This is a genomic window from Iodobacter ciconiae, from assembly GCF_003952345.1.
GTDB lineage: Bacteria > Pseudomonadota > Gammaproteobacteria > Burkholderiales > Chitinibacteraceae > Iodobacter > Iodobacter ciconiae.
Window position 1 is genome coordinate 2,355,626 of the sequence record NZ_CP034433.1, and the last position, 23,334, is coordinate 2,378,959.

General features: G+C 46.7%; 18 protein-coding genes and 3 pseudogenes. 4 read left to right on the forward strand and 17 right to left on the reverse strand.

What is annotated here, in order from left to right; all coding sequences use genetic code 11:
* Positions 1–59 precede the first annotated feature (59 nt).
* Genes mtgA through EJO50_RS10245 form a run of 3 tightly spaced genes read right to left on the reverse strand, consistent with a single transcriptional unit; the run spans position 60 to position 2,088 of the window.
* Complete coding sequence (gene mtgA / locus EJO50_RS10235) at positions 60–764, reverse strand: monofunctional biosynthetic peptidoglycan transglycosylase (protein WP_233702044.1); 705 nt, start codon at positions 762–764, stop codon at positions 60–62.
* Entirely contained in the window at positions 764–1,576 is an 813-nt protein-coding gene (aroE, locus tag EJO50_RS10240) for a shikimate dehydrogenase (RefSeq protein WP_206434364.1), read from the reverse strand. Before aroE ends, mtgA begins: the two co-directional genes overlap by 1 nt.
* A gap of 59 nt (positions 1,577–1,635) precedes the next feature.
* Positions 1,636–2,088 carry a rhodanese-like domain-containing protein gene (locus EJO50_RS10245; protein WP_125973880.1) on the reverse strand — a complete coding sequence of 151 codons (453 nt, stop codon included), beginning with the start codon at positions 2,086–2,088 and terminating at the stop codon, positions 1,636–1,638.
* A 439-nt stretch (positions 2,089–2,527) separates the two neighbouring features.
* Here EJO50_RS10245 and glnA point away from each other — a divergent pair, with 439 nt between their 5' ends.
* On the forward strand, positions 2,528–3,937 hold the full coding sequence (gene glnA, locus EJO50_RS10250) for a type I glutamate--ammonia ligase (protein WP_125973882.1): 1,410 nt from the start codon (positions 2,528–2,530) through the stop codon (positions 3,935–3,937).
* A gap of 364 nt (positions 3,938–4,301) precedes the next feature.
* Here the strand turns inward: glnA and EJO50_RS10255 are convergent, their stop codons facing one another.
* From EJO50_RS10255 to EJO50_RS10270, 4 genes are all read right to left on the reverse strand, one after another.
* Entirely contained in the window at positions 4,302–5,957 is a 1,656-nt protein-coding gene (locus EJO50_RS10255; protein ID WP_125973884.1) for a lactate permease LctP family transporter, read from the reverse strand.
* Between the two features lie 78 nt (positions 5,958–6,035).
* The gene (locus tag EJO50_RS10260) at positions 6,036–6,686 is read right to left on the reverse strand and encodes a LutC/YkgG family protein (RefSeq protein WP_125973886.1); all 651 of its coding nucleotides are present in this window, start codon (positions 6,684–6,686) and stop codon (positions 6,036–6,038) included.
* Positions 6,683–8,143 (reverse strand): LutB/LldF family L-lactate oxidation iron-sulfur protein, encoded by a 1,461-nt coding sequence (locus EJO50_RS10265; RefSeq protein WP_373280530.1) that lies wholly within the window; start codon positions 8,141–8,143, stop codon positions 6,683–6,685. Before EJO50_RS10265 ends, EJO50_RS10260 begins: the two co-directional genes overlap by 4 nt.
* Positions 8,113–8,877, reverse strand: a complete 765-nt coding sequence (locus EJO50_RS10270) for a (Fe-S)-binding protein (protein WP_125973890.1) — start codon at positions 8,875–8,877, stop codon at positions 8,113–8,115. Before EJO50_RS10270 ends, EJO50_RS10265 begins: the two co-directional genes overlap by 31 nt.
* Before the next feature lie 300 nt (positions 8,878–9,177).
* Between EJO50_RS10270 and EJO50_RS10275 the strand changes: the two genes are divergently transcribed.
* From EJO50_RS10275 to EJO50_RS10285, 3 genes and pseudogenes are all read left to right on the forward strand, one after another.
* Entirely contained in the window at positions 9,178–9,915 is a 738-nt protein-coding gene (locus EJO50_RS10275) for an FCD domain-containing protein (protein ID WP_206434366.1), read from the forward strand.
* 348 nt (positions 9,916–10,263) lie between these two features.
* Positions 10,264–11,825, forward strand: a protein-coding gene (locus tag EJO50_RS10280; protein WP_373280511.1) for an IS3 family transposase whose coding sequence is annotated in 2 segments (ribosomal slippage) — positions 10,264–10,735 and positions 10,735–11,825 — 1,563 coding nt in all. Because the reading frame shifts where the segments join, the coding sequence is not laid out codon by codon here.
* A 97-nt stretch (positions 11,826–11,922) separates the two neighbouring features.
* Positions 11,923–13,011: pseudogene (locus tag EJO50_RS10285) on the forward strand (IS3 family transposase).
* Positions 13,012–13,045: 34 nt separating this feature from the next.
* Here EJO50_RS10285 and EJO50_RS10290 read toward each other — a convergent pair.
* The 10 genes and pseudogenes from EJO50_RS10290 to EJO50_RS17620 all read right to left on the reverse strand — a co-directional run bounded on the left by EJO50_RS10290 (position 13,046) and on the right by EJO50_RS17620 (position 22,653).
* Complete coding sequence (locus EJO50_RS10290) at positions 13,046–14,179, reverse strand: M23 family metallopeptidase (RefSeq protein WP_125973894.1); 1,134 nt, start codon at positions 14,177–14,179, stop codon at positions 13,046–13,048.
* Between the two features lie 95 nt (positions 14,180–14,274).
* Positions 14,275–15,336, reverse strand: a pseudogene (locus EJO50_RS10295) (type VI secretion system Vgr family protein); the annotation flags it as partial.
* A 229-nt stretch (positions 15,337–15,565) separates the two neighbouring features.
* Positions 15,566–16,135: a hypothetical protein gene (locus EJO50_RS10300; protein ID WP_125973898.1), complete on the reverse strand. Its 570-nt coding sequence runs from the start codon at positions 16,133–16,135 to the stop codon at positions 15,566–15,568.
* A 430-nt stretch (positions 16,136–16,565) separates the two neighbouring features.
* The gene (locus EJO50_RS10305) at positions 16,566–17,366 is read right to left on the reverse strand and encodes a hypothetical protein (RefSeq protein WP_125973900.1); all 801 of its coding nucleotides are present in this window, start codon (positions 17,364–17,366) and stop codon (positions 16,566–16,568) included.
* Positions 17,367–17,377: 11 nt separating this feature from the next.
* Entirely contained in the window at positions 17,378–19,255 is a 1,878-nt protein-coding gene (locus EJO50_RS10310) for a M23 family metallopeptidase (protein ID WP_125973902.1), read from the reverse strand.
* Positions 19,237–19,431, reverse strand: a complete 195-nt coding sequence (locus tag EJO50_RS10315; protein ID WP_125973904.1) for a LysM peptidoglycan-binding domain-containing protein — start codon at positions 19,429–19,431, stop codon at positions 19,237–19,239. Before EJO50_RS10315 ends, EJO50_RS10310 begins: the two co-directional genes overlap by 19 nt.
* The gene (locus EJO50_RS17765; protein ID WP_373280531.1) at positions 19,428–20,285 is read right to left on the reverse strand and encodes a DUF2345 domain-containing protein; all 858 of its coding nucleotides are present in this window, start codon (positions 20,283–20,285) and stop codon (positions 19,428–19,430) included. The genes EJO50_RS10315 and EJO50_RS17765 overlap by 4 nt, the downstream gene beginning before the upstream one ends.
* Before the next feature lie 117 nt (positions 20,286–20,402).
* Positions 20,403–21,329: pseudogene (locus tag EJO50_RS17770) on the reverse strand (type VI secretion system Vgr family protein); the annotation flags it as partial.
* Positions 21,330–21,341: 12 nt separating this feature from the next.
* Positions 21,342–22,328, reverse strand: a complete 987-nt coding sequence (locus EJO50_RS17775; protein WP_373280512.1) for a type VI secretion system Vgr family protein — start codon at positions 22,326–22,328, stop codon at positions 21,342–21,344.
* A gap of 193 nt (positions 22,329–22,521) precedes the next feature.
* A complete protein-coding gene (locus tag EJO50_RS17620; protein WP_267900653.1) occupies positions 22,522–22,653 on the reverse strand; it encodes a hypothetical protein in 132 nt (43 codons plus the stop codon).
* Positions 22,654–23,334: the final 681 nt, after the last annotated feature.

Below are 23,334 nucleotides of genomic sequence, written 5' to 3' on the forward strand. Positions count from 1 at the left end.
AGTAAAAACTGACAAATTAATTATAAATTAATGCAAAAACTCAAAACAAAAAAACAAGATTAAGGAATATCTGCGTAAGGCATTCGACGTAAAACGATGCTACTTTTACGCAGGAGCTTACGATCTGATCTGTTTTTATCAAAATACCGCGGATTAGTCACCATAGAAGCCAGCCTGGCCGATTGGCTAGCACCCAAACGTGCTGCAGATGTTTTGTAATAGTGCCGTGCCGCCGCTTCTGCCCCAAAAACACCATTACCCCACTCAATCACATTCAGATAAATTTCAAATATTCGCTGCTTATCCAAAATAACCTCAAGCATCACCGTAATAATGGCTTCTTCCGCCTTACGCAAAGGATTACGGCCACTCGATAAAAACAGGTTTTTAGCCAGCTGCTGGCTAATGGTCGAGCCCCCCGCCACAATGCGGCCTTTTTTAATATTTTTCTCCCAGGCAATCTGTATACCCTCCCAGTCAAAACCTTCATGATCCAGAAATTTGGCATCCTCACTTGCTACCAAAGCCCGCTTCAGATGGGGAGAGATTTGCGCATAACTCACCCACTGGTGATGTAATTCGGCCTCCGGGTTTTCTTTCTGAATCTGGCTCAGTTGCTCACGCATAAAAGAAGTTGCCGATGGATTAACCCACTTCCATACCAAAACATGGGCCAGAATCCACAGGTTCCATAATAACAATAAGGCCAGAATAAAAAGTAAACCCCGGCCTATCCAGCCAGCCATTGAGCGTTGTTTAACCATTACAAAGCCACCCGCATGCGCGCCAGAACCGGCTCCACGTCAGCACGTAAACCCGTCCATAAATAAAACGCCTCTGCCGCCTGCCCCACCAGCATCCCCAGGCCATCAACACATTGTTCGGCTCCGCCAAGCCGCGCTTCAAGTAAAAATGGCGTCTCGCCCTTGCCATACATCATGTCATAGGCCAAAGAACCGGCTGCAAAAACACCGGCAGGTAAAGCCAGGCACTGCCCGGATAAGCTGGCCGAGGTGGCATTGATCACCACATCAAATTCCCCTGTAATCGCCTCAAACGCAAAGGATTGAATAGCTAAAGCCTGGCCGGAAAAACGATAGGCCAGGGCATGGGCTCGCTCCAGGCTGCGATTAGCAATACAAAGACGCACTGGCTGCTCAGCCAGTAAAGACTGTAAAACACCCGCTGCCGCACCTCCTGCTCCAAGCAGCAACACACGCTTTCCTGCAAGAGGGCAATATCTGAGTAAATCACTCACCAGGCCAGCACCATCGGTGTTATCCCCCAGCAAGCTGCCATCGGTATTTACTTTCAGAGTATTAACAGCCCCTGCCGCAGCCGCACGCGGAGTAAGCACCGAACTCAGGCGAAAAGCATCTTCTTTAAATGGCACGGTAACATTTGCACCTTTGCCGCCAGCGGCCACAAAATCTGCCACGACCGCAGCAAAACCATCAAGTGGAGCAAGACAGCGCTCGTAAACAAAGTTTTCCAGGTTAAACTGCGCAGCAAAGGCTTGATGAATCTGCGGCGATTTACTGTGTGCAATCGGATTGCCCAGTACAAGATATTTCATAATTCATCCATAAAAAGCCAGTCAGGACATATTCAGATGCCTCTTCCAAAGAATTCTTCCTAGCCCTGAGTCCAGGTCAAACCGGCTGCTTTCCAGCCATTTACCTGACCACGCTGCCCCGCAGTATTTTTGTCGCCTTCAAAACCTTCCAAAATATTAAAAGCATTGCTATAGCCATTCGCGGCAGCCAGCATCGCGGCATCATGCGAGCGAGCACCGGTGCGGCACAAAAACATGACCACCGCCTGCGGGGCAACTGTCGCTTGTAAGGTACTCAAAAAATGAGGGTTAAGATCCATCTCCGGGTAATGCTTCCACTCATTCATTTCGGAATCAGGCACAAAGCCCACAAACTGCCACTCGGCATGGGTACGCACATCCACCAGCTTTGCATCAGGCAGCGCGGCCAAAAGGGCTGCTGCTTCTGCGGGCGTTAATGCACCTCTGTAAGGTAAGCTTGAAAGTAATGCACGCTCATGGGCTTGTTGCAAAATGGTATCGGCATGGCTCATCGCACTTTTCCTTTGTATAGCGTTTGATCCGCATATTTTACCCTGAGGCAGGGACTCTGTTAGATAAGTTTGTTTTACGGGAAAGGAACCAAAGCCAATGGTTATAGATCGGATTACAATCTGGATTAGAATCTGTGCCAATTTTTAAAAAAAACTTCAGCACAGGCAGATAGAATTTCATCCGCCCTTAAAAAAACAGAGATAAGATCAGCGGAACACTGGCCTCGCACCAAAAAAGCACGCAAGCTGCGTTTTGCTCACCATAATGGTGCGCAAATATGCGTAGCTCGTTTGCCCAGTACACCACTTATCGTTTGTGGCACAATAGATTCAAAATGCTTCAAATATTGGCATAGTTATTGCTGAATGAATTTTGTATGCCGGCAACACCGGACGCCCGATCACTTTTACCCTTGCAACAATTCTGGAGAATCCCAAGATGGCAGTAGCTGACGTTCTCAACCTCATTCAGGAAAACGGCATCAAGTTTGTTGACCTGCGTTTCACCGACACCATGGGCAAAGAGCAGCACGTTACTGTTCCTTCGCACGTAGTTGACGAAGAATGGTTCACGACTGGCCATGCTTTCGACGGCTCTTCCATTGCTGGCTGGAAAGGCATTCAAGCTTCCGACATGCTGTTGATGCCAGATGCATCGACTGCCAATGTGGATCCTTTCTATGACGAACCTACCGTATTTATGACTTGTGATGTGGTCGAGCCAGATACAGGCAAGGGCTACGATCGTGACCCACGCTCGGTTGCTAAGCGTGCAGAGCAGTACCTGAAAGCCACCGGCCTGGGTGACACTGCTTACTTTGGCCCGGAACCGGAATTCTTTATTTTTGACGGCATCCGTTTTGGCTCCGATTTATCCGGCTGCTTCTACAAAATTGAATCCGACGAAGGCGCCTGGGCCACAGCCAATAAAGTAGAAGGCGGTAATAAAGGCCACCGTCCACGCCTGAAAGGCGGTTACTTCCCAGTTCCTCCTGTTGATAGCCACCAGGATATCCGCGCCACCATGGTACTGATTCTGGAAGAGCTAGGCGTGCCGGTTGAAGTGTTCCACCACGAAGTAGCCAATGCTGGCCAGAACGAAATTGGTACTAAATTCAGCACACTGGTACAACGTGCAGACTGGACTCAGATCCTGAAATACGTGGTTCATAACGTTGCTGACCAATACGGCAAGACCGCAACCTTTATGCCAAAACCTATCGTTGGCGATAACGGCAGCGGTATGCACGTTCACCAATCGGTTTGGAAAGACGGCAAAAACCTGTTTGCAGGCAATGCCTACGCAGGTCTGAGTGAATTCGCCCTGTTCTACATCGGCGGTATCATCAAGCACGCTAAAGCGTTGAATGCGATCACCAATCCGGGCACCAACAGCTACAAGCGTCTGGTTCCGCATTATGAAGCGCCGGTTAAACTGGCATATTCCGCACGTAACCGCTCTGCTTCGATCCGTATTCCACACGTATCCAGCGACAAAGGCCGCCGTATTGAAGCGCGTTTCCCGGATCCTTTGGCTAACCCGTACCTCTGCTTCTCTGCGCTATTGATGGCAGGTCTGGACGGCGTGCAAAACAAGATTCACCCGGGCGATCCTGCAGACAAAAATCTGTATGATTTGCCGCCAGAAGAAGACAAGCTGATCCCAACCGTTTGCTCATCTTTGGATGAAGCGCTGGACGCGCTGGATAAAGACCGTGAGTTCCTGACTCGTGGCGGCGTATTTAGTAATGAATGGATTGACAGCTATATCGAACTGAAGATGCAGGAAGTCAACCGCATCCGCATGAGCACTCATCCGGTTGAATTCGATATGTACTACAGTCTGTAATACATAAGCCTGTTTTATACAGGCCCATGTATGCAAAAAAACCCGCACAAAGCCTGGCTTGTGCGGGTTTTTTATACGGTTTAAAGTATCCCACCCGCCACGAAATACTTTTAATAACAATCCCGGGTTAAGTTAATTGGCCCATAAAATAAAAAATATAGCCTGGGTGATTCAAGCCAGGCAAATAAATCCGGCATGATCATTCATATTAAAGAGGCTGTAGTTAAGTTGAATTCGCCCACCGCAATGGCGATTTAATGCCATTTGTGTAATTCAATATTGCCCGCTGTTTATTTCGCCTTTTAACACACTGATACAAAAAGAGAAAACCATCGCTGGTTTTCTCCTCGTATTCTTCAGATACTTATCCTGGAATCATGGCAGTCAGGTAGTAAGCCTGAATATAAGTAAGAATGCAGATTAGCAGCAGGAATAGAAAACTCCATTTAATGGTAAAGCGGAACAGATCTGACTCCCGCCCAACCAGCCCGACAGCGGCGCAGGCTACAGCAATGGACTGGGGTGAAATCATTTTTCCAGTCACACCACCAGTAGTATTAGCAGCTACCAGCAACACTTCACTGACGCCAATTTGCTGGGCGGTAATAGATTGCAGGCTGGAAAACAGCGCATTACTGGAAGTGTCCGAACCAGTTAAAAACACGCCCAGCCAGCCAAGTACCGGCGAGAAGAACGGGAAAAAGCTACCGGTAGAGGCCAGCGCCAGCGCCAAGGTGGATGACAAACCGGAGTAATTGGCCAGATAAGCAAAGCCCAGTACACAAGAAATAGAAAATATCGGGCGCATCAGCTCTTGCAGTGTTTCCCCAAAGACACTGATCCCATCTTTTATGCGGATACGCAGCAGGGCCATCGTAATTAGCGCGGCCAGTAAAATACCTGATCCGGTCGCTGAAATCAGATCAAATTTATAGACAGCGGCATAAGGCGTATTGCTAGTCACAATAGGAGCAGTTTTAATCACCAGATTATCCAGCCCCGGCACATGGAAACTGAATACCAGACTGTACAGAACGCCGCCTTTGGCAAACAAAGCTTTAAATTGCGGCAGACTCCAGATAATGACAATGATCGTTAAGACAATGAAGGGCGACCAGGCTTTCAGAATCTGGCCAGCACTATAATGGACTGGTGCCACACGTTTTGTGGCCTGGCTGCGATCCGCACCAAAAGTAAATGTCTCCACAGGCTGCCAAAACTTTAAAAATACAGCCATTGCCAGCAAACTGACCAGTGCCGAGGTAATGTCGGGAAGTTCTGGCCCGATATGGTTCGAGGTGTAGTACTGCACAATGGCAAAAGACAGCCCGGCCACCAGTACAGCAGGCCAGGTCTGACGAACCCCGCGCCAGCCATCCATTAACCAGACCAGAAAAAACGGAACAAAAATCGAAAGCAGAGGCAATTGGCGTCCGGCCATCATGCCGATCAGCATCGGGTCAATACCTGCCGTTTTACCGGCCACCAAGATAGGAATACCCAGTGCGCCAAAAGCCACGGGAGCCGTATTGGCAATCAAACATAAGCCCGCAGCATAAAGTGGCTGTAAACCCAGTGCCACCAGAATCCCGGCAGTAATGGCTACCGGCGCGCCAAAGCCTGCCGAGCCTTCCAGAAATGCACCAAATGAAAAGCCAATTAAAATAACCTGTAAACGCTGATCATCCGTTACCGATATCACCGAGGCCCGGATAATCTCAAATTGCCCGGATTTCACCGATAGCTTATATAGAAACACCGCAGTGATAATAATCCATGAAATAGGCCACAGCCCGTACCACATGCCATTAAAGGTGGCCATTAAAGCCATTTCTACCGGCATTTTATAAAAGAACAAAGCCACAGCCAAAGTGGTGAGAATCGTACCCAGACCAGCAATATGTCCCTTTAGCCTAAAGACCGTCAGCGCCAAAAAGAAAAATATAATAGGAATAGCTGCAATAAGTGCAGATAAGCCGATATTACCCAGCGGGTCGTATACCTGAGTCCAAATCATGATTAATGCTCCTCGATGTGTCGATAAACCCGGGGCCAGAAATAACTGTGGCCGGGTGTTTTTACAGGGGGGTAAAATTAATTAAGCAATAATCAACAGCACCAGCTCCTTGGGGCCATGCGCGCCATAGGCAAGGGTTTGCTGGATATCAGCGGTTTTGGATGGCCCGGAGATCAGCAGAGCATTTGTGGGCATGGCTGCGGCCCAGTTTTCTGCCTGCATCACCTCGGGCAAGGTGGCGTAAATATTGCGGCTATCAAGGACTACAAAGTGCACCGGCGGCACCAGGCTCATCAACCGGGGTTCGGCTGGCGTGGGCCAGAGCACTAGGGAGCCGGTTTCGGCGACTGCCGAGCGGCAGCCGGTTAAGGCAGCATCAACAGAAAAAAACAGCTCTTCTTTCCATCTTTCCTGCTGCTGATAATATTTTAAAACAGGCCCTTCTGAAGGCCAGCTGTCTTGCAATTGCCTGCCCGTTGCTGTTTGCGGGGCAATCAGCAAATTTTTCAGATGCTTGGCATGCATCAGCTCGGTCACTTTGCCGGGCCAGTTTTCACTGCTGAGCTCATAAATTTCAGTATGCACGGCCGCCATCATGGCTTTGAGCTGCGCGCATTTTTCTGCCGCAGAGGATGGCTGTGGCGGGGTTATTTCCAGTGCCATGGGCACAGGCCAGCCTGCCTGATCTCGGCTGTTATAAAGTTTGGCCAGGATATGCTCGCGGGCGCTCATGATTTTTTCTCCTGATGGGCTTTGATCAGCTCATGCAAAGATTGCGGTGCAATCTTTGGCATTACCCGCACCTGTGTCCAGGATTTAGCAGATGGGATCAGATGGCGCAAACCGGTGACACTGCGGCGCGAAGCCAGGTATAAGGCCGGTTTAACATTAACCAGGCTCCAGGCCTGCCAGGCCAGTTTCTCGCTTAGCCGATATTTGGCCCCCTGGCCGCGCATCACCTCCTGATGATCTTTCGTTCCGGCACGGGTGACGTTTTCAACCCGTAAACGTAGCAACAACTCAGGGATAGGAATTTTGACCGGGCAAACGTCACCACAGGCACCGCACAGGGTCGAGGCCGATGGCAAATCACGCGTTTCTTCCAAACCCAGCAAATGTGGCGAGATAATCGAACCAATCGGCCCCGGGTAAGTGGTGCCGTAGGCATGACCACCAATACGGGTATAAACCGGGCAGTGATTCATACAGGCACCACAGCGGATGCACTGCAGTGTCTGGCGTAGCTGCACATCGGCATAAGCCTGGCTGCGCCCGTTGTCCAGCAGCACAATGTGGACTTCTTCCGGCCCATCTTGCTCGTCAGTGCGGCGCGGACCAGAAATCAAATTAACATAGGTGGTAATAGGCTGGCCGGTGGCAGAGCGGGTAAGCAGCGTAAGTAAAGGCGGCAGATCGGCCAGGTTTTCCAGCATTTTTTCAATGCCGGTAATCGCAATATGCACCCGGGGCACACTAGTGCTTAAACGGCCATTGCCCTCGTTTTCTACCAGGCAAAGCGTGCCGGTTTCGGCAATAGCAAAGTTCACGCCGGATAAACCGGCATCAGCATTTAAAAACTGGCGGCGTAGCGCCTGTCTGCCAATCTGGATTAATTCATCCACGTCTTCGGTGTAAGCCGTGTCGTCAATTTCTGCGGCAAACAGTGTAGCGATTTCCTGCTTGGATTTATGAATCGCCGGCATGATGATATGTGAAGGCTTTTCATCGGCCAGCTGGACAATAAATTCGCCCATATCCGATTCCAGCGCCTTAATGCTATGGGTCTGCAAATAATGATTCAGCTCGATTTCTTCGCTGACCATCGATTTACCCTTGATCAGGGTACGCGCCTGTTGCTGCTGCAAAATGCCATGAATAATCTGATTGGCCTCCTGCGGTGTTTCTGCCCAGTGCACGGTCATGCCATTTTGCTGTGCCTTTTTCTCAAACTGGGCCAGCAGATCAGGCAAGCGGGCCAGTGCCCGCTGGCGGATTTGCTGACCGGATTCCCGTAACGCGGTCCATTGGGCAGTATCTGGAAACTGAGCGGCACGTTTACCAATCAAAAAATCCATTGCCGAGCGAAATTTTTTTCTTTGCTCCCCATCCGCTGTAGCAGCACGGCTGCGGGAAGTAAAATCATGCAGCGTTTCGGTTTTCATAGCGGCTCTCCGCGGGTGCGTTGCCAGATCAGTTCGGCAATATGCAGGCCCGCAAAGGGCACTTTATGGTCAGGCTCGCCCTGCTGCTTTTGCAGCGCACCAGTGATATTGAGCAAACAGCCGCAATCCGCACTGACAACTTTGCTCGCACCACACTGGCGCAGCGCTGCCGTTTTGTCCTGCACCATAGCCGCTGAAATATCAGGGTGCCGCACCGAGAACGTGCCGCCAAAGCCGCAGCATTCTGATTCGTGATCATGAATTTTCAAATCGATATGCTTTAGCCGCCGCAAAAGCTCGCGGCCAGTATGCAAAGTGCCCATTTCACGGCGAGCCGTGCACGAGGTATGCAAAGCCACGCTTTCTGCCGGGCCAAGATCCTGCAATTGAATATTGAGCACCTCAACCAGATAGGCCGTGAATTCAATAATCCGGGCAGAAAACTGCAGCACAGAGGTTTCTTCCGGCATGCCGCTAAATAAAGTTGGGTAATGATGTTTCATCATCCCCGCACAGGAGCCGGATAAAACCACAATCGGGGCTTCACCGGGAAAGGCCGCTATTTGCGCCAGGGCAACGCGGCGGGCGTCGTCCAGATAGCCCGAGGTATAGGCAGGCTGGCCACAGCAGCTTTGCGCCTGTGGATAGCTCACCTGAATACCTTCACGCTCTAAAATCTTCAGTGCACTGATACCGGCTTGTGGAAAAAACAGGTCCACTACACAAGTGCCAAACAGATAGATCGATGAATTGGAATGCATATGCCCGCCATAAAATTGGTAAGACCAAAGTGAATATTGCTGTAGCTAAGGTACTACCAAGTTTATGAGCGTCAATATGCGGGTAAACAGCGATAAAATTGAATTGGTATGCACTGCAACACAGCAAAAGTTGACTAAAAATAAAGAATTTCAACGGATTTTATGGATCTGCATGCTATTGCAACGCCAGAAAGCCCTACGGATCGATAACTAAAATGGTATGGTTTTTAGTGAATAAAAATGATTTTGGCATTGTCATGTTATTCTTTAATAAATTGGTCATACCAAATGGAGATTAAAATGCCGCGCAAAACACCACGGGTTGCCGATCTGGTAATGCAAGAACTGGAGGCCATGATGCTAGATGGCCAGCTTAAAGCCGGAGAAAAACTACCACCAGAGCGTGCACTGGCAGAGCGGTTTCAGGTATCCCGCCCAAGCATTCGTGAGGCAATTCAAAAACTGGTAGCCAAAGGATTAGTTGACAGCCGCCAGGGCGGCGGCAATTACATTTGCCAAAATATGAGCGCTTCTTTTTCTGATCCTTTACATGCCTTGCTGGAAGGACACCCGGAAGCCCGGCAGGATTTACTGGAATATCGCACCACCATTGAGGGAGCCTGTGCCTGGTATGCGGCTTTACGTGCCGATGAGCATGATTTAACCCGGCTGGCTGAATGCTTTACAGCGCTGCGTCTGGCCCATGAAAAAGACGACCGACAAGATGAAGCCGGAGCCGATGTACAGTTTCATCTGGCAATCGCCGAAGCCAGCCATAATGTGGTGTTTTATCAGATGATGAAGGGGTTATGCGCCGTGCTGGAGCGCAGCTTATTACTGAATATCAGCGGGCTTTATCAACGCCAGGATACCCGGAGCCGTATTTTTGAGCAGCATAAAGCAATTTACGAGGCAATTTGTGCCGCTAAGCCAGAAGCCGCAAAATTAGCCAGTGAACAGCATTTAGGTTTTGTGGGAATCAGCCTGATCGAAATGCAGCGGGAGCAAAACCGGCTAGCCCGGGCCTTACTACCCTGAAAATGGCAGTAATTACGAACAATGACCACGGCACCCGGTGCCCGCCGGGCACAAGCCACACAAATACAATGCCTTGCTTACAATCCATACTGCTAAATTTAGCCCGTCACTTATTAAAATGATGTGATCAGGCCGCTTGTAATTCCTCGCTTGTTTTAGGTTCAATGACCCAATCCGGATTAAGTTGCACTTCATTTTGCCAGCTCTATTTCCGGGCCTTATTACGCCACCGTTCCGGCCTTGCATGACGGGCTGCTTGGTAGACGGTAATCCCCCCCCTTGTGTCAGGATAGTTGAGATACTCCCTTTTCAGGGATTCCAACTTATTTAGGGGGCTGGTTACTGATCATGTCGCGTATTCCCAAGGCTCGTAAAGATGCCATTTTAAGCAAAATGCTTGCTCCTTACCCGATCAGCATCCGGCAGTTGGCGCTGCAAGAAAACCTCTCCGAAGCCACGCTGTACAATTGGCGAAATCAACTTCGCCAGGAGGGCCGCCCCGTGCCCGAACATCATCGCAGCAGTGAAAACTGGTCTGCTCAAATCCGCTTTGCCGTGGTCGTCGAAACCATTGCCATGTCAGAAATCGAGCTGAGTGAATATTGTCGTGCCAAGGGTTTATTCTCGGAGCAAGTTAAACAGTGGCGCGATCTCTCCATTCAGGCCCAGGGCCAGGCTGAAGTCAGCACGCCGGAGCAGGCGCAGGAAAACAAAACACTGCGTAAGCAAAACAAGCAGTTGGAGCGGGAAATTCTGCGTAAAGATAAGGCACTGGCGGAGGCGGCCGCGTTGCTGATTCTGCAAAAAAAGGTGCGCGCCCTTTGGGGCGAGCCCGAGGAAGATTAACCTCACTGGAGCAACGGGAGCGGCTTACCGCGTGGATCAAACAGGCGTGTCATGCCGGTGCGAGCTTATATCGCGCTTGCGAAACCATCGGTATTTCGGTGCATAGCTGGTATCGCTGGCAAGCGGCGGGTAAGGTGACTGCGGATCAGCGACCCTTGGTTAAACGGAATGATCCGGTGAATAAACTCAGCGAAACGGAGCGCCAGGCGATTTTATCGGTGTGCAACAGCCTGCGTTTTAACAGCGTTCCGCCCAGCCAGATCGTCCCCATTCTGAGCGATGAAGGCCGCTATTTGGCTTCTGAATCAACGATGTACCGCGTACTGCGGCAAGCCAATCAACTACAGCACCGTGGCCGTGCCGCCAAGGTGGTGCGCAAAGCCAAACCAACCAGCTTCACCGCCACCGGCCCGAATCAAGTCTGGATGTGGGATATCACCTGGCTGCCGAGTCAGGTGAAAGGCGAGTATTACAAGCTGTATATGATTGAAGACCTGTTCAGCCGCTATCCGGTGGGCTGGGAAGTGCACGCAGAAGAAACAGGAGAACTGGCCGCTGAGCTGCTGCAACGCAGCGTGCTGGCCCAGCGTTGCAGTATGAATCCACTGGTATTGCATTCAGATAATGGTGCGCCGATGAAAAGCTATACGCTGAAAGCCAAGCTGGAGATGCTGGGGATCGCCTCTTCATTTAGCCGTCCCCGCGTCAGCAACGACAACCCCTATGCGGAGTCATTGTTCCGCACGCTGAAATACTGGCCCGCCTGGCCGCATAAAGGCTTTGCCAGTCTGGATGAAGCAAGGCAATGGGTGAGGCGCTTTGTGGATTGGTACAGCCATACGCACCGGCACAGCGGCATTCAATTCGTCACACCATCGCAACGGCATCAAGGGCAGGACAAAGCGCTGTTAGAAAAGCGCCATGCGGTTTACCAAACCGCCCGCTTGGCGCGGCCGGAACGGTGGCGCAATACGACACGGAACTGGAGCTGGCAAAACGAAGTGCAACTGAACCCGGACCGGGCCATTGAGTCTAAAACAAGCGAGGAATTACAGGTCGCTTAAATCGTAAAAACATCTCAACTACTTTGACAATTGCCGCCCCCACAAAACCAGCTCATTTTTAAGTAGAATTTTCTCGCAGTCTTTGAGGAGCTTCTACATGAAAGCAGCACGTTATTCCGACAGCCAGATTATGGCGATTTTAAAGCAAGCCGAAGCCGGTTCGACCGTTCCCGATCTGTGCCGCGAGCACGGCATGAGCGCCGCATCATTCTATAAGTGGCGCGCTAAGTTTGGTGGCATGGACGTTTCCATGATGACGAGAATGAAGGAGCTGGAGGACGAAAACAAGCGCCTTAAAAAGATGTATATCGAAGCCCAGATGCAGGCGGATATCATTAAGGAAGCCATGTCAAAAAAGTGGTGAAGCTATCTCAGCGTCGCGAGATGGCTCACTGGGCCGTTGAAACCAAATCCGTGTCCATTCGTGCGGCTTGCGCTAGTTTTGCGATTAGCACGACTTGCTATCGCTATATTCGTAAGTTGGATGCCGAAAACGCTCAAATTGCTGATTCATTGGTCCAGCTCACGGAAACGCATCGTAACTGGGGCTTTGGCCTCTGCTTTTTGCATTTGCGCAACGTCAGGAAAAAGCACTGGAATCATAAACGGGTCTACAGAATTTACTGCGATTTAGAATTAAATCTGCGAATTAAGCCTAAAAAACGTTTAGATCGCGAAACGCCGGAGCCATTAGCAGTGCCAGAGGCAAAAAATGAAACGTGGTCGATGGATTTTATGCATGATCAATTAGCCGATGGACGTAGTATTCGCTTATTCAATGTGATTGATGATTTTAATCGGGAAGGATTAGGCATTGAAGTTGATTTCTCTTTGCCGGCAGAGCGTGTAATACGCAGCCTGAATCAAATCATTGAATGGCGCGGCAAGCCTAAGCGAATCAGGTCCGATAATGGCCCTGAATATATTAGCCATCTGCTAAAGAATTGGGCAGAGCAACAATCGATTGAATTGGCTTATATTCAGCCTGGCAATCCGCAGCAAAATACATATATTTGAGCGTTATAATCGCACCGTACGTTATGAATGGCTGGCCTGTGATGATTTTGAAAGTCTTGCCGAAGTGCAAGAAACTGCAACGCAATGGCTTTGGACTTACAATAACGAGCGCCCGCATATGGGATTGGGCGGCATCACCCCGAAACAAAAACTGGCATTACATGCCTGACCTCTACTTTTAAGTGAGCTTAAAAACGGGGGGATTACCCCGCCTCTGCCCAAAAGCATAAAGCAGTTATTAGCTTTATAAAATTTTCATACTGATCTGTATCTAAAGGTGTTTCCAATAAATCACTTTCCGTTTTTATCCATTCATATCTTGTATTGAGTGTTGCAACTTCCCATTCAGTAGGAAATTTGCAGATTGAACGTGAAAGTCTCTCTTTTACTTTATCCTGCCCCAAAACTTGCACTAACTCTTTGCTGGTATATTTCTTGTCACCATCGCTATCCAGCCATCCTAATAAGGTAGGCGAATTACATTGGCTATCTGGTGTTGCATCATCAGCAATTAAATTCCACCCCATCCAGTGAGGGAAATCTGCGTCACTATATTTTTTAATTGATACGGCATTTAAATTCACCCAGCCTTGCCCGTCTGGATAATTGACTCTTCTCCAATGCGGAGCTGCTCCAGCAGGAATCGCTGTTTCATTATCAATATTAATGACTCGACCAAAACGAAGTAATTCATACATAGCACTCGACGCAATCTCATTACGATTGGCTAGTGTTGTCGCAGCTTTATATAAATTGTATTCATAGTCGGTCTCAATTATTTCATTGCCAATGCAGGTATATTCACCCAAAATTTCTGGATTTTCTTGCCGCGTTGACATTTTACAATTGCCTTTTTCAAAGCGCATTGAGATAAATAGTGATGTCGTGGAGATATAGGCTGGCGTGCCAGCCCCTGTTTGTGAATTTGCACTAGGCTGTGCCCCATAAAATGTTGCTCCCGCAGGAAGATAAAAGTGCATATCCCCATAAACAACATCCATACGGCCATCTTTACTTAAATCTAGGTCACCTTCTTCACGACCCACTAATTTTTTTAAATTAGCGTCATCACAAATGATTTCCATATGCATGGCATTGTTGCCATTACACTGGCCGACAGAGCCCAATTCAGTTTTACGATATACGGGTTGATTCTTTTGAACAAACACCTGTTTCAGATGCATATAGATGGAGTAATACTCCACTTGCCCCTCAGGGCCTTCTCCTATTTCAGTGCTGTGTTTAATAACAACACAGCCATCACTACTACCACCATTAATCGCAAGATCAGGCTTTGCATTTTCCCCTGTTAAAGACGAAGGCTTGCGGGCAAACATCACTTTGCCATCTGCAATTGCACGTACAGGTTCACCTCGTGTCCCTGTATCGGTGTGTTCAATATGTTGTCCACCATGCCAAGCTAATAAGCTGGTTTTAACGCGACTTTATCTTTTACCCCGGCTACAAACAGACAGATATGCTGGCCGACGTTATGAATCCAGCGGCGACCAGAGGTCTGGTTGGTGTCTCTTTGGGCGACCAGATCCAGGTTGGTACCGGCGGAGAGCGTCTGACTTTGCGGGCTGGTGATGGCTACGCCGTCCTCACCGTGCAGCAGGATGATTTTTTGCTGCCCTGCCTGCTCTTTGGATTTGCTTTTGCCATCTTGATCAGTATTGCTGTCTGCCTCGAAGCTTTTACTGGCATGCACATGATGGTGCAGATGGCCGATGCTGGCTTTGCTGCCTGCACTGTTGTCCGGCTTAACAGTTTGATCATCGTCACCGGTTTCAATGGTATCGGCGAGTTGATTCGTTGCCGTTTCACCCAGGCTTTGAGCCAGTGCCAGGACGGACTCCAGCTGGCTTTGCGCGGGGCTGTGGTCTAGCTGCTTGCCGCTGGCACCACTTTTGGCTTCGGTGCTGATCAGCAAGCCGCTGGCGCGAATGGCACCTTGTTTGTCGCTACGTAATTCAAAGCCTTCGCCGCGTGGCTCGCCTTTGCCATCGGTGCGTGGATGGATTAAGTAGCCAAGGTTAAGCTGGGTTTTGCCGTGCTCGCTGGATAGTTTGGTGCGCACTTCGCCTTTGGTATCATCAAACAGCAGCTCGCCATACTGGCCACCTTCATGCTCTTTGGTTTTGATGCCGGATAGGGTTTTATTGGCAGGCAGAGCGCCAGCGCCGCTAAACGCTGGCACCGGGTGGCTGCCGTTATGGACCACGCCAGTGACAATCGGGCGGTCGATGTCGCCTTCGATAAAATCAACTAAAACTTCCTGACCGATGCGCGGGATGAACTGATGCCCAAAACCTGCACCGGCACTTGGCATGGAGACGCGCACCCAGCAGGATGACTTGTCATCCATGTTTGCGCCAAACTCAGGGTGCTCAGCCGTACGCTGCCAGTGGAATTCTATTTTTATGCGCCCTTGCTCATCGGTGTGGACTTCTGATCCGGCAGGGCCCACCACGGTGGCGGTTTGCACGCCGCGGCGCCTAAGGGTACTGTGTTCGATATGGGCAAAAACAAAAGCAAAGCTACTCTCTTGCTTTTGTTTAAATTTTTAGCTGGATATTTTTAAATTTTCATCAAGAAAAATATTAATTAGATAATAATTTATATCTAGCCGTTCAGACCAGACCTTAATGTCAATTTAAATATTTATAAATATATAAAGCAGAAAGATATAATTGCCTTTTTTTTGTAAAAAATTGGATCAATTACATACACACATTTTTATAGTACTTATGTCTAGCACGGCTATTTTCATCCGTATAATTAAAAATCAGTCCACCTTTATCATCAAAAGTAGCCTCCATGCCAACATACATAACCGCTCTTGTTAGATCAAATTTCATACTTGAATCTGTATACGATATTTTCAAACTGACTTTACGACTGTAAATATTTTCTATGCTCAACCCCTTTTCAGTGGCAAGCAATACACATTGCTTATTAGCTTCTATTGCCAAAACCTGCTGCAGCGGGTTACTAAGGCCATTTTTAACATGATAGTAATACTTAATATTACAATCACTACCACAGCTTAAAACAATCTGTGCCAATGACGGATTCAACCAACTTATTGCAGGATATCTTGCTTTAATTTTACTAAGCAACTTCACCTCAGTTGCATGATTATCTTTAACCCAAAAATCACATTTAAAATCCACACACTTATAATGCATACTATGCATACCATCGCTAGAAAACACAGAATCATTCTCAACATCAGCAAATACCAGTGATGAAGAAATACAAACTATTAAAAACATAAAAATTTTAAACATAAAACCCAATAATTTTTAATAAAAAATGAAAAAATACAAATAATTTTAACCTTAAAAATCAAATTCCATCACCAGACTCAACAGTCAATCTAAATATAGTTGCTCTTTTTTCCATATCCCTATCAAACGTAAGAATACGCCCCAACTTTGTGCTAGGATCGATTCCAATTTCATATGTGCATATTGAGTATGTAGGTGTTTCTCTCGGAAATTTACACCTACCATATTTACCAACTACCTTCTCATTCACCATATCATATAAATCTAGGCTCGTTACCAAAATAAAATCATTCATTCCGATCAAAAATCTTACCTTATCAATTTTGCATGCCTATACGCAGAGGTCAGGTCTAATATTTCAATAAAATATTGGAATATTAGACCTGACCCAGTTTTTTAGTTTTTTTCCCATAATTTAATCAACAAAGAACTATTTTATTTTAAATTCTCTATGCTCTTTTTCTTTACTAAATAATTTAATCTCACAGCCCTCATCCCAATGACGAGAACAGGCAATGATATTTTTACCTGCCTTTTTATCAAAATCTATAGAAAAATCATAAAAAACATGGACTATGTCATCACCGGTAGTGGCATCTACACCTTTCCAATTAAATTGATACTTTCCATTCTTGAAAAGTAAAGTTGGCTCTTTCCATTCTTTATATGGTCCATCAAAACCAAATAAGCCAATCAATGCCGAATGCTTCCTATCATACAAATAATATTTTTTTTGCAAACTCTCCTTTGTATTCACATGCAGAGAAGAATAGGCCAGGGACTGAAAATAAATATACTCAGAATTACTATATAAGACTTTTATCCTAGATAATTTACCCCAAATAGCTGGGTCAAGAAAAAAACCATGAACAATATTATTTTCTACAATCTGCACTTCATTAGTGAAACCATCGCTCTTTTTATCTTCTTTTTTCTTTTCCCTTTTCATTTCTTTATCAAGACTAAGGTTAAAGGTCAACAACCTAATAGTTAGCCCTGTTTTTTTATCAACCAATGCATCAAAATCATTAATAATAGCCTCACGCTTTCTTTTGTTGTCATCCAGTTTATCATTAATTTTTTTTTCCTGAATATATTCTTCATAATTATTACAAGCCCCTGGAGTACCAATAGTGCTGCACTCTTCTTTATCAGATTCAATTTGTTCCTTGTACGTTGAATAAGAAGGTAAAGAAAGAAAACTTATAAAAAATAAAAATAAAAACTTCATTTATACAATCCTTAACGATTTGTGCAGTTATTAATAAATGGCAATGGATCTAGTCTAAAAATCAAACCTCTTGGCGTGTTTTTTTGAGACCTCGCTTCAAAATGTAAATGAGCACCTTTTGATATAGAAGTCATCCCCCTAGCATTGCCACTAGAGCCTACAGTACCAATCAAATCCCCTGCTGACAGGAATTTTGTTGTATTACTCTTAAATGCAATAGAATCAAGATGCGCATAGAAAAAATATATATATTTCTTTTCAGGATAATGTTTCCAATAATAAAGCTTATTACTTTCAGACAAATCATTGACATCAACCTCAATTACAACAACCCGCCCATAATTCTTTCCAGGGGTCGCATCAGTATCAACAACCCCAACAACCTTACTATCTGCAACTGCAAAAACAAGAGTCCCTGGCTCAGCGGCAAGGTCTAGCCCTTGATGAGCTCTCTTTCCACCATTCCTAACCATACCAAACATCGCACTTTTTTTACTTGCCAAACCAGCAGTCCGAATTGTGCATACTGTAATCGGATCTTTCCAATTTATTGAATTAGCTACTTTTGAATTAGGTATATTTGATTCATTGGGTAAAATTGAAGGCATCCCCCCTCCTCCTCTACCAATATCTTGTTTAGGCTGTTGTGGTACTGGTAATTTAGGTTTTGCTACACTAGGCTGCGTTTGATTTGTAGGTAATCGCAAGGCTGGACCACCTAAGGATTGTGCAATGTCTCCCATACTTTTTACTTTGTAACCACGTGGATCTACCATAAAATGGTCAGGTCTTAAACGTGCATCAATTAAATCATGAAAAACCCAGTATCGATAAGCATTCTTATAGCTGCCATTAAACTTCGAACTAAATTTTTTAGCTAATGTTTCGCCTTCCTTCCCTAATTGTTTTTCGAGTTTACTTTTTGCATCTTCCTCTTCAACCTCATCATTTATCAACAATCTAGCACCATATGATCCATCATGATGAGCCAGATAAGCGACTTTTATTTTATCCTCTTCAGATAATGAATCAATATTTACACCCTTTCCTTTGAATGACTCAAGGTTCATTTCAATATATAAAGCAGCAGTGTCAATAGACATTTCTGCATCAGCTCGCCACCCCAAAACCTCACTATCACGAGGAGAAAAAGTTTTGCTTTTTATTTTAATCGCCATCAATGATTTAGGATTTTTACTTAAACTAAGCCAAGTTCCTTTTAAAAACTGAGCTAACCCAAGGGTGCTTGATGAGTCACTTTTAGAATCATTTTTCCATTCTCCACTTTTACTCTTTTCTGCTTCACAATCAATCTTTGCAGCCAATGCTTGAGGAGGTATTTTATATTTTTTCGCAACTGCAAGCAGGATAGGGCGATACTTTTCATTTTCTTTGGGTAATAATAAGTTGCCTTCAGTAAATAAAACAGCAACAACCTGCACTGCTGCCCCCCCCTCAAGCCTAGTAGTTTTCAAGATAGGGGCTGGAGTTTTTTCTGGTACTGTCCGTGGAAGCTTTGTTTTTTCTCCAATTGGTGGCAATGCTTTAGGAGGAGAATTTTTCTTTTTAATTTCTTCAAGCACTTCTTTATTAGTCTGTTGCTGCTTTCCCTCTTTAGGATAAAATTGATCCTTAATTTTTACAGATCGTGAAGTCAGTGTAAGTGTTTTTTTTCCTATTGGCAGAGTTTTATGATCGGAAATCAAAACATAATTGCCATCAATTTTTTTAAAATAAACTTTTAATCCTTTTGAAAGATCTATAATACTTATATTATAAACCCAACCCATTTCATCCCCTTGTATCTCTTTTATTGCCCCATCATATTCAAGCTTTAAAAGTGGTTTTTTTATAGCTTGAAATGTCATATCTAGTATATGAATAGACAATTCGCAATCGGCTCATTAATTTCTTCATCTTCAATTTTTATTACTTGTCCGACATCTAAATGATGCTTTGATTGTGGTGTAAAGCCATTTATCCTTGCAACGGCATCAATACTTACCCCCATACTCCGACAGATTCCCCAAAGTGAATCACCCTTTTTTACTATATATTCTTTCATTTTTTCACCAATTGTTGGCTTTCTTCAAAACGATCATCTTCATCACTTTCACCGGGGTTGAACTCATCAGAATCACTAGTATTTAATACTTCATCATCAAATATATATGTCCACTCATCAAAACCAATAATTGCATCGTATTGTAAACTATTTGATAACTCTTTAGCCGGACTCAGGCCATTCCCTGATGTAGTTGCTTTAAGTAAACTGTCTTTTTTTTCTGAATCAAGCATATGAATAAGAATACCCTCCATTGGAACTCCCTCAAGAGAAGAAAATAAAATACTTCGAGAATGAGGTCCTACTTTTGGCATTTCAGGAAAAGGTATTACTAATTTTGTAGGCCCACTCAACTCATGACTCGCCCCCTTAATACTCACTTCCCCAGGGCAATGAATCTCGATATTGCCACCTTTTAGCCGTATATAGCCGCCACCTGCGGTGAGGAGCACTTCATCCCCAGCGGCGATTTCTACTTTTTCTTTACAGGCTGTGATTTTTACGTTTTTGTCTGCGGTGATATCTACGTCGTCGCTTTGCGCCTGCAGCTGGATTTTGCCTTTGGCTGCGATCAGTTTGAGGGCGACTTTATCTTTTACCCCGGCCACAAATAGGCTGATGTGTGATCCCACGTTGTGTATCCAGCGGCGGCCAGAGGTTTGATTGGTGTCGCGCTGCGCGATCAGATCAAGGTTTGTGCCTGCGGTGAGGGTTTGGCTTTGCGGGCTGGTGATGGCTACGCCGTCTTCCCCGTGCAGCAGGATGATATTTTGTCCACCAGCCTGATCTTTGGATTGGCTTTTGCCATCTTGATCGGTATTGCTATCTGCCTCGAAGCTTTTGCTGGCATGCACATGATGGTGCAGATGGCCGGTGGTGGCACTGTTGCCTGCGCTGTTATCTGGCTTAACGGTTTTATTGTCGTCGCCGGTTTCAATGGTATCGGCGAGTTGATTCGTTGCCGTTTCACCCAGGCTTTGGGCTAGTGCCAGTGCGGACTCCAGCTGGCTTTGCGCGGGGCTGTGGTCTAGCTGCTTGCCGCTTGCGCCGCTTTTAGCTTCAGTGCTAATGAGTAAGCCGCTGGCGCGGATTGCACCTTGTTTATCGCTACGTAATTCAAAGCCTTCACCGCGTGGCTCACCTTTACCGTCGGTACGCGGGTGGATCAGATAGCCGAGGTTCAGCTGGGTTTTACCATGCTCGCTGGATAACTTAGTGCGAACTTCGCCCTTGCTATCATCAAACAGCAGCTCGCCATACTGGCCACCTTCATGCTCTTTGGTTTTGATGCCGGATAACGTTTTATTGGCGGGCAAAGCGCCTGCGCCGCTAAAGGCTGGCACCGGGTGGCTGCCGTTATGGACCACGCCGATGACAATCGGGCGGTCGATATCGCCTTCGATAAAATCGACTAACACTTCCTGACCGATACGCGGGATGAACTGGTGGCCCCAGCTTGCGCCCGCCGATGGATAGGCAACACGTATCCAGCAGGAGGATTTGTCATCCAGGTTTGCACCGAATTCCGGGTGTTCTGCAGCACGCTGCCAGTGAAATTCTATTTTTATGCGCCCTTGCTCATCGGTGTGCACCTCTAATCCGGCGGGGCCCACCACGGTAGCGGTTTGCACGCCAAAGCTCTTGGGCTTGCTCAGTGGTTCATGGGCAAAAGCGGGCACGGTCGGCTGGCCGCGCCTTTGGGCGGTAAAATCGGCTTGATAAGGGGGATTATTCGCGGCTAAAGCCGCTCCTGCGAGTAAGCCGGGCGCGACTAAGCTAAGTTGCTGGGTGAGATCCGCTGGGAGGTTATTGTTTGCGGTAAATTTCAGCTCGGTAATAGCAAATTCACGCTGCTCGGCGCTATCCCATTCATGCGCGGGGTGGTCTTCCAGGCGGAACCACTGCCCGGCCTACAGGCTACGTAAAGTACCAGAGCCGCTAAAGGATTTCTTTTTGGCATCCATTGCCTGCTGACGCAATTGTGCGTAGTGGCTTAAGCCTTCCGCGTCGCTGGCGTAATAGAGCGATTGGGGGTCGTAATCTTCGAAGCTTACCTGCAGCTGCTGGCCGCCATCACCCTGATCGATGCTACTTTCATCAAAACTTTCGTTGGTGCTGGTAGCTTTGTAATCAAAGCTGGCCAAAGACACGCTGCTGCTGCCGATTTGCCGCTGGCTCTGCCATTCAGTCAGAGTATCGCTCTCTTCCGTGGCGTCAGCTCTGTGAAATCTAACAAATGGATCTGCCGCTTCCGCAATTGCAAAAGCATCATCAAACACAAGCAACTGAACCTGAGGACTATCGCCCGGCAAATGATTAAATAACCAGGCTAAGCCTTCCTCTGCTAATAATCGTGTCAGAAAATCGAAATCGGATTCGCGGTATTGTAAGCAATAGGATCGCGGTGAATGCGTGCCGGAGAGTTTGAAATCCAGCGTTTGCACCGATGCAAAAACCGGATTTTTTTCCTGATGCTCAGCCAGTACCTGCTTCACAATGTCGGGGACGGATAAATCCTGGAACACGCGGGAAGTGCGCCGGTATCTAAGCAAAGCAAAAGGCGGCTCTACTGTCAGCGCGTACTTTGCGAAGCCGCCATCGGAGCCGAGTAATTGCGCCTGGCTAATGACCCCACAGCGCTCAACCGCCTCGCCATCAGCATTTTCAATAGATAAAACGACTGGCAAACCCAGTAGCGATTTAAGCTCTAAGCCACCGTCGGGGGATAAGCAATCGATCTGGTAGCGGTATGCCTGATTGATGCCCTCGCTGCCTGTTACGCGCTGGGGCAATAACTGCTCACTCCACACTGAGCCATCGCCAAGCTGAAGAGAGATAAGACGCTGATCCTGATTAAAAGCAGCGGCAAAGGAAGCAAGCAGATCACTAGGGTTCATGATAAATCAACGATGTATGGCAACTATGAAGTAGTACACGAAGCCCTATCACAACTTATTTCTAAATCTGCCAATTTACTTATATTTAACTAATCAATTACCCGCGCAATGTAAGTATAACCATATATCCACTTACATAAACTTAATATTTTGTGTAAAACTCAAAGCTATAAGAGTGCCCTGTAGCATGGCCCTAAGCGGCGACATTGACGAGCAAGCGCCCAGCGGCAGGCAGACACTCACGGCTGTAAACGGTATTGTTGGTTTTGATTTCACGGATCACGCCTCGATCAATAATGCGTTCGGTTATTTTTAGTACGCCCATGTGCTCTTTCTATGGCTGAAGCGATGGCAGCGCTTTTTGGGCTTGACACTGGAGCGCATGATCACGATACTTAAATTCTTAGTTTGTAAGTATTTACCGTTAGGCACTTACACTCACAGGACAAGCCGCAAGGTTTGTCCTGTTTTTACATTGGTCTGTCCTCCATTTGTTGCATACGAAGAGACTTAGGTTTTAACAAAGCTTTTTTTGCAAGCTCATCTTTTATTCCAATAATTTCTTGAATTAAGCGCATTTGAGCTGGATGTAAAGAATCAAGATGCCGGTAAAGATTCAGCAGTATCCAAAGAATGTCCTCAAAGAGGTCAGCAGGGATAATAAACTTACGTTGCGAGGCCTCAACTACCTCGTGTAGCTCAATCTACTGAAGATCAGGTAAAGGCAAAGCCTGGATCAACTGCTCAATAAATTCAGCTGTTGGCGGGCCCTTGGTGCCTACTTCCAGGGCAGAGATATAGCTCTGCTCATATCCTAACAGCTCTACTAACTCAATTTACGAGTACCATGGGTCACTCGAAGCTGATAAAAGTATTTTGAAAATGGTCTCACAAAAAACCATGCATAAATATAAAGGACCAAGAAAAGCAATTAAACAAGCATAAAAATTAAATAGAAAAATAACAAAAAAACAAAACAAATATCAACAAATTAAATTAAAATTAA

What these genes read in the sequence shown, in the direction of transcription:
- EJO50_RS10260 (WP_125973886.1), bottom strand. Translation starts at nt 6,686, where the DNA reads ATGAGCGCCCGCGAGCATATCCTGGCCAAACTTTATAACAGCCGAGAT.
- EJO50_RS17775 (WP_373280512.1), bottom strand. Translation starts at nt 22,328, where the DNA reads ATGAACCCTAGTGATCTGCTTGCTTCCTTTGCCGCTGCTTTTAATCAG.
- EJO50_RS10275 (WP_206434366.1), top strand. Translation starts at nt 9,178, where the DNA reads ATGCCGCGCAAAACACCACGGGTTGCCGATCTGGTAATGCAAGAACTG.
- aroE (WP_206434364.1), bottom strand. Translation starts at nt 1,576, where the DNA reads ATGAAATATCTTGTACTGGGCAATCCGATTGCACACAGTAAATCGCCG.
- EJO50_RS10245 (WP_125973880.1), bottom strand. Translation starts at nt 2,088, where the DNA reads ATGAGCCATGCCGATACCATTTTGCAACAAGCCCATGAGCGTGCATTA.
- EJO50_RS10315 (WP_125973904.1), bottom strand. Translation starts at nt 19,431, where the DNA reads ATGAAAGAATATATAGTAAAAAAGGGTGATTCACTTTGGGGAATCTGT.
- glnA (WP_125973882.1), top strand. Translation starts at nt 2,528, where the DNA reads ATGGCAGTAGCTGACGTTCTCAACCTCATTCAGGAAAACGGCATCAAG.
- EJO50_RS17620 (WP_267900653.1), bottom strand. Translation starts at nt 22,653, where the DNA reads ATGGGCGTACTAAAAATAACCGAACGCATTATTGATCGAGGCGTGATC.
- mtgA (WP_233702044.1), bottom strand. Translation starts at nt 764, where the DNA reads ATGGTTAAACAACGCTCAATGGCTGGCTGGATAGGCCGGGGTTTACTT.
- EJO50_RS10305 (WP_125973900.1), bottom strand. Translation starts at nt 17,366, where the DNA reads ATGAAGTTTTTATTTTTATTTTTTATAAGTTTTCTTTCTTTACCTTCT.
- EJO50_RS10300 (WP_125973898.1), bottom strand. Translation starts at nt 16,135, where the DNA reads ATGTTTAAAATTTTTATGTTTTTAATAGTTTGTATTTCTTCATCACTG.
- EJO50_RS10290 (WP_125973894.1), bottom strand. Translation starts at nt 14,179, where the DNA reads ATGTTTGCCCGCAAGCCTTCGTCTTTAACAGGGGAAAATGCAAAGCCT.
- EJO50_RS10270 (WP_125973890.1), bottom strand. Translation starts at nt 8,877, where the DNA reads ATGCATTCCAATTCATCGATCTATCTGTTTGGCACTTGTGTAGTGGAC.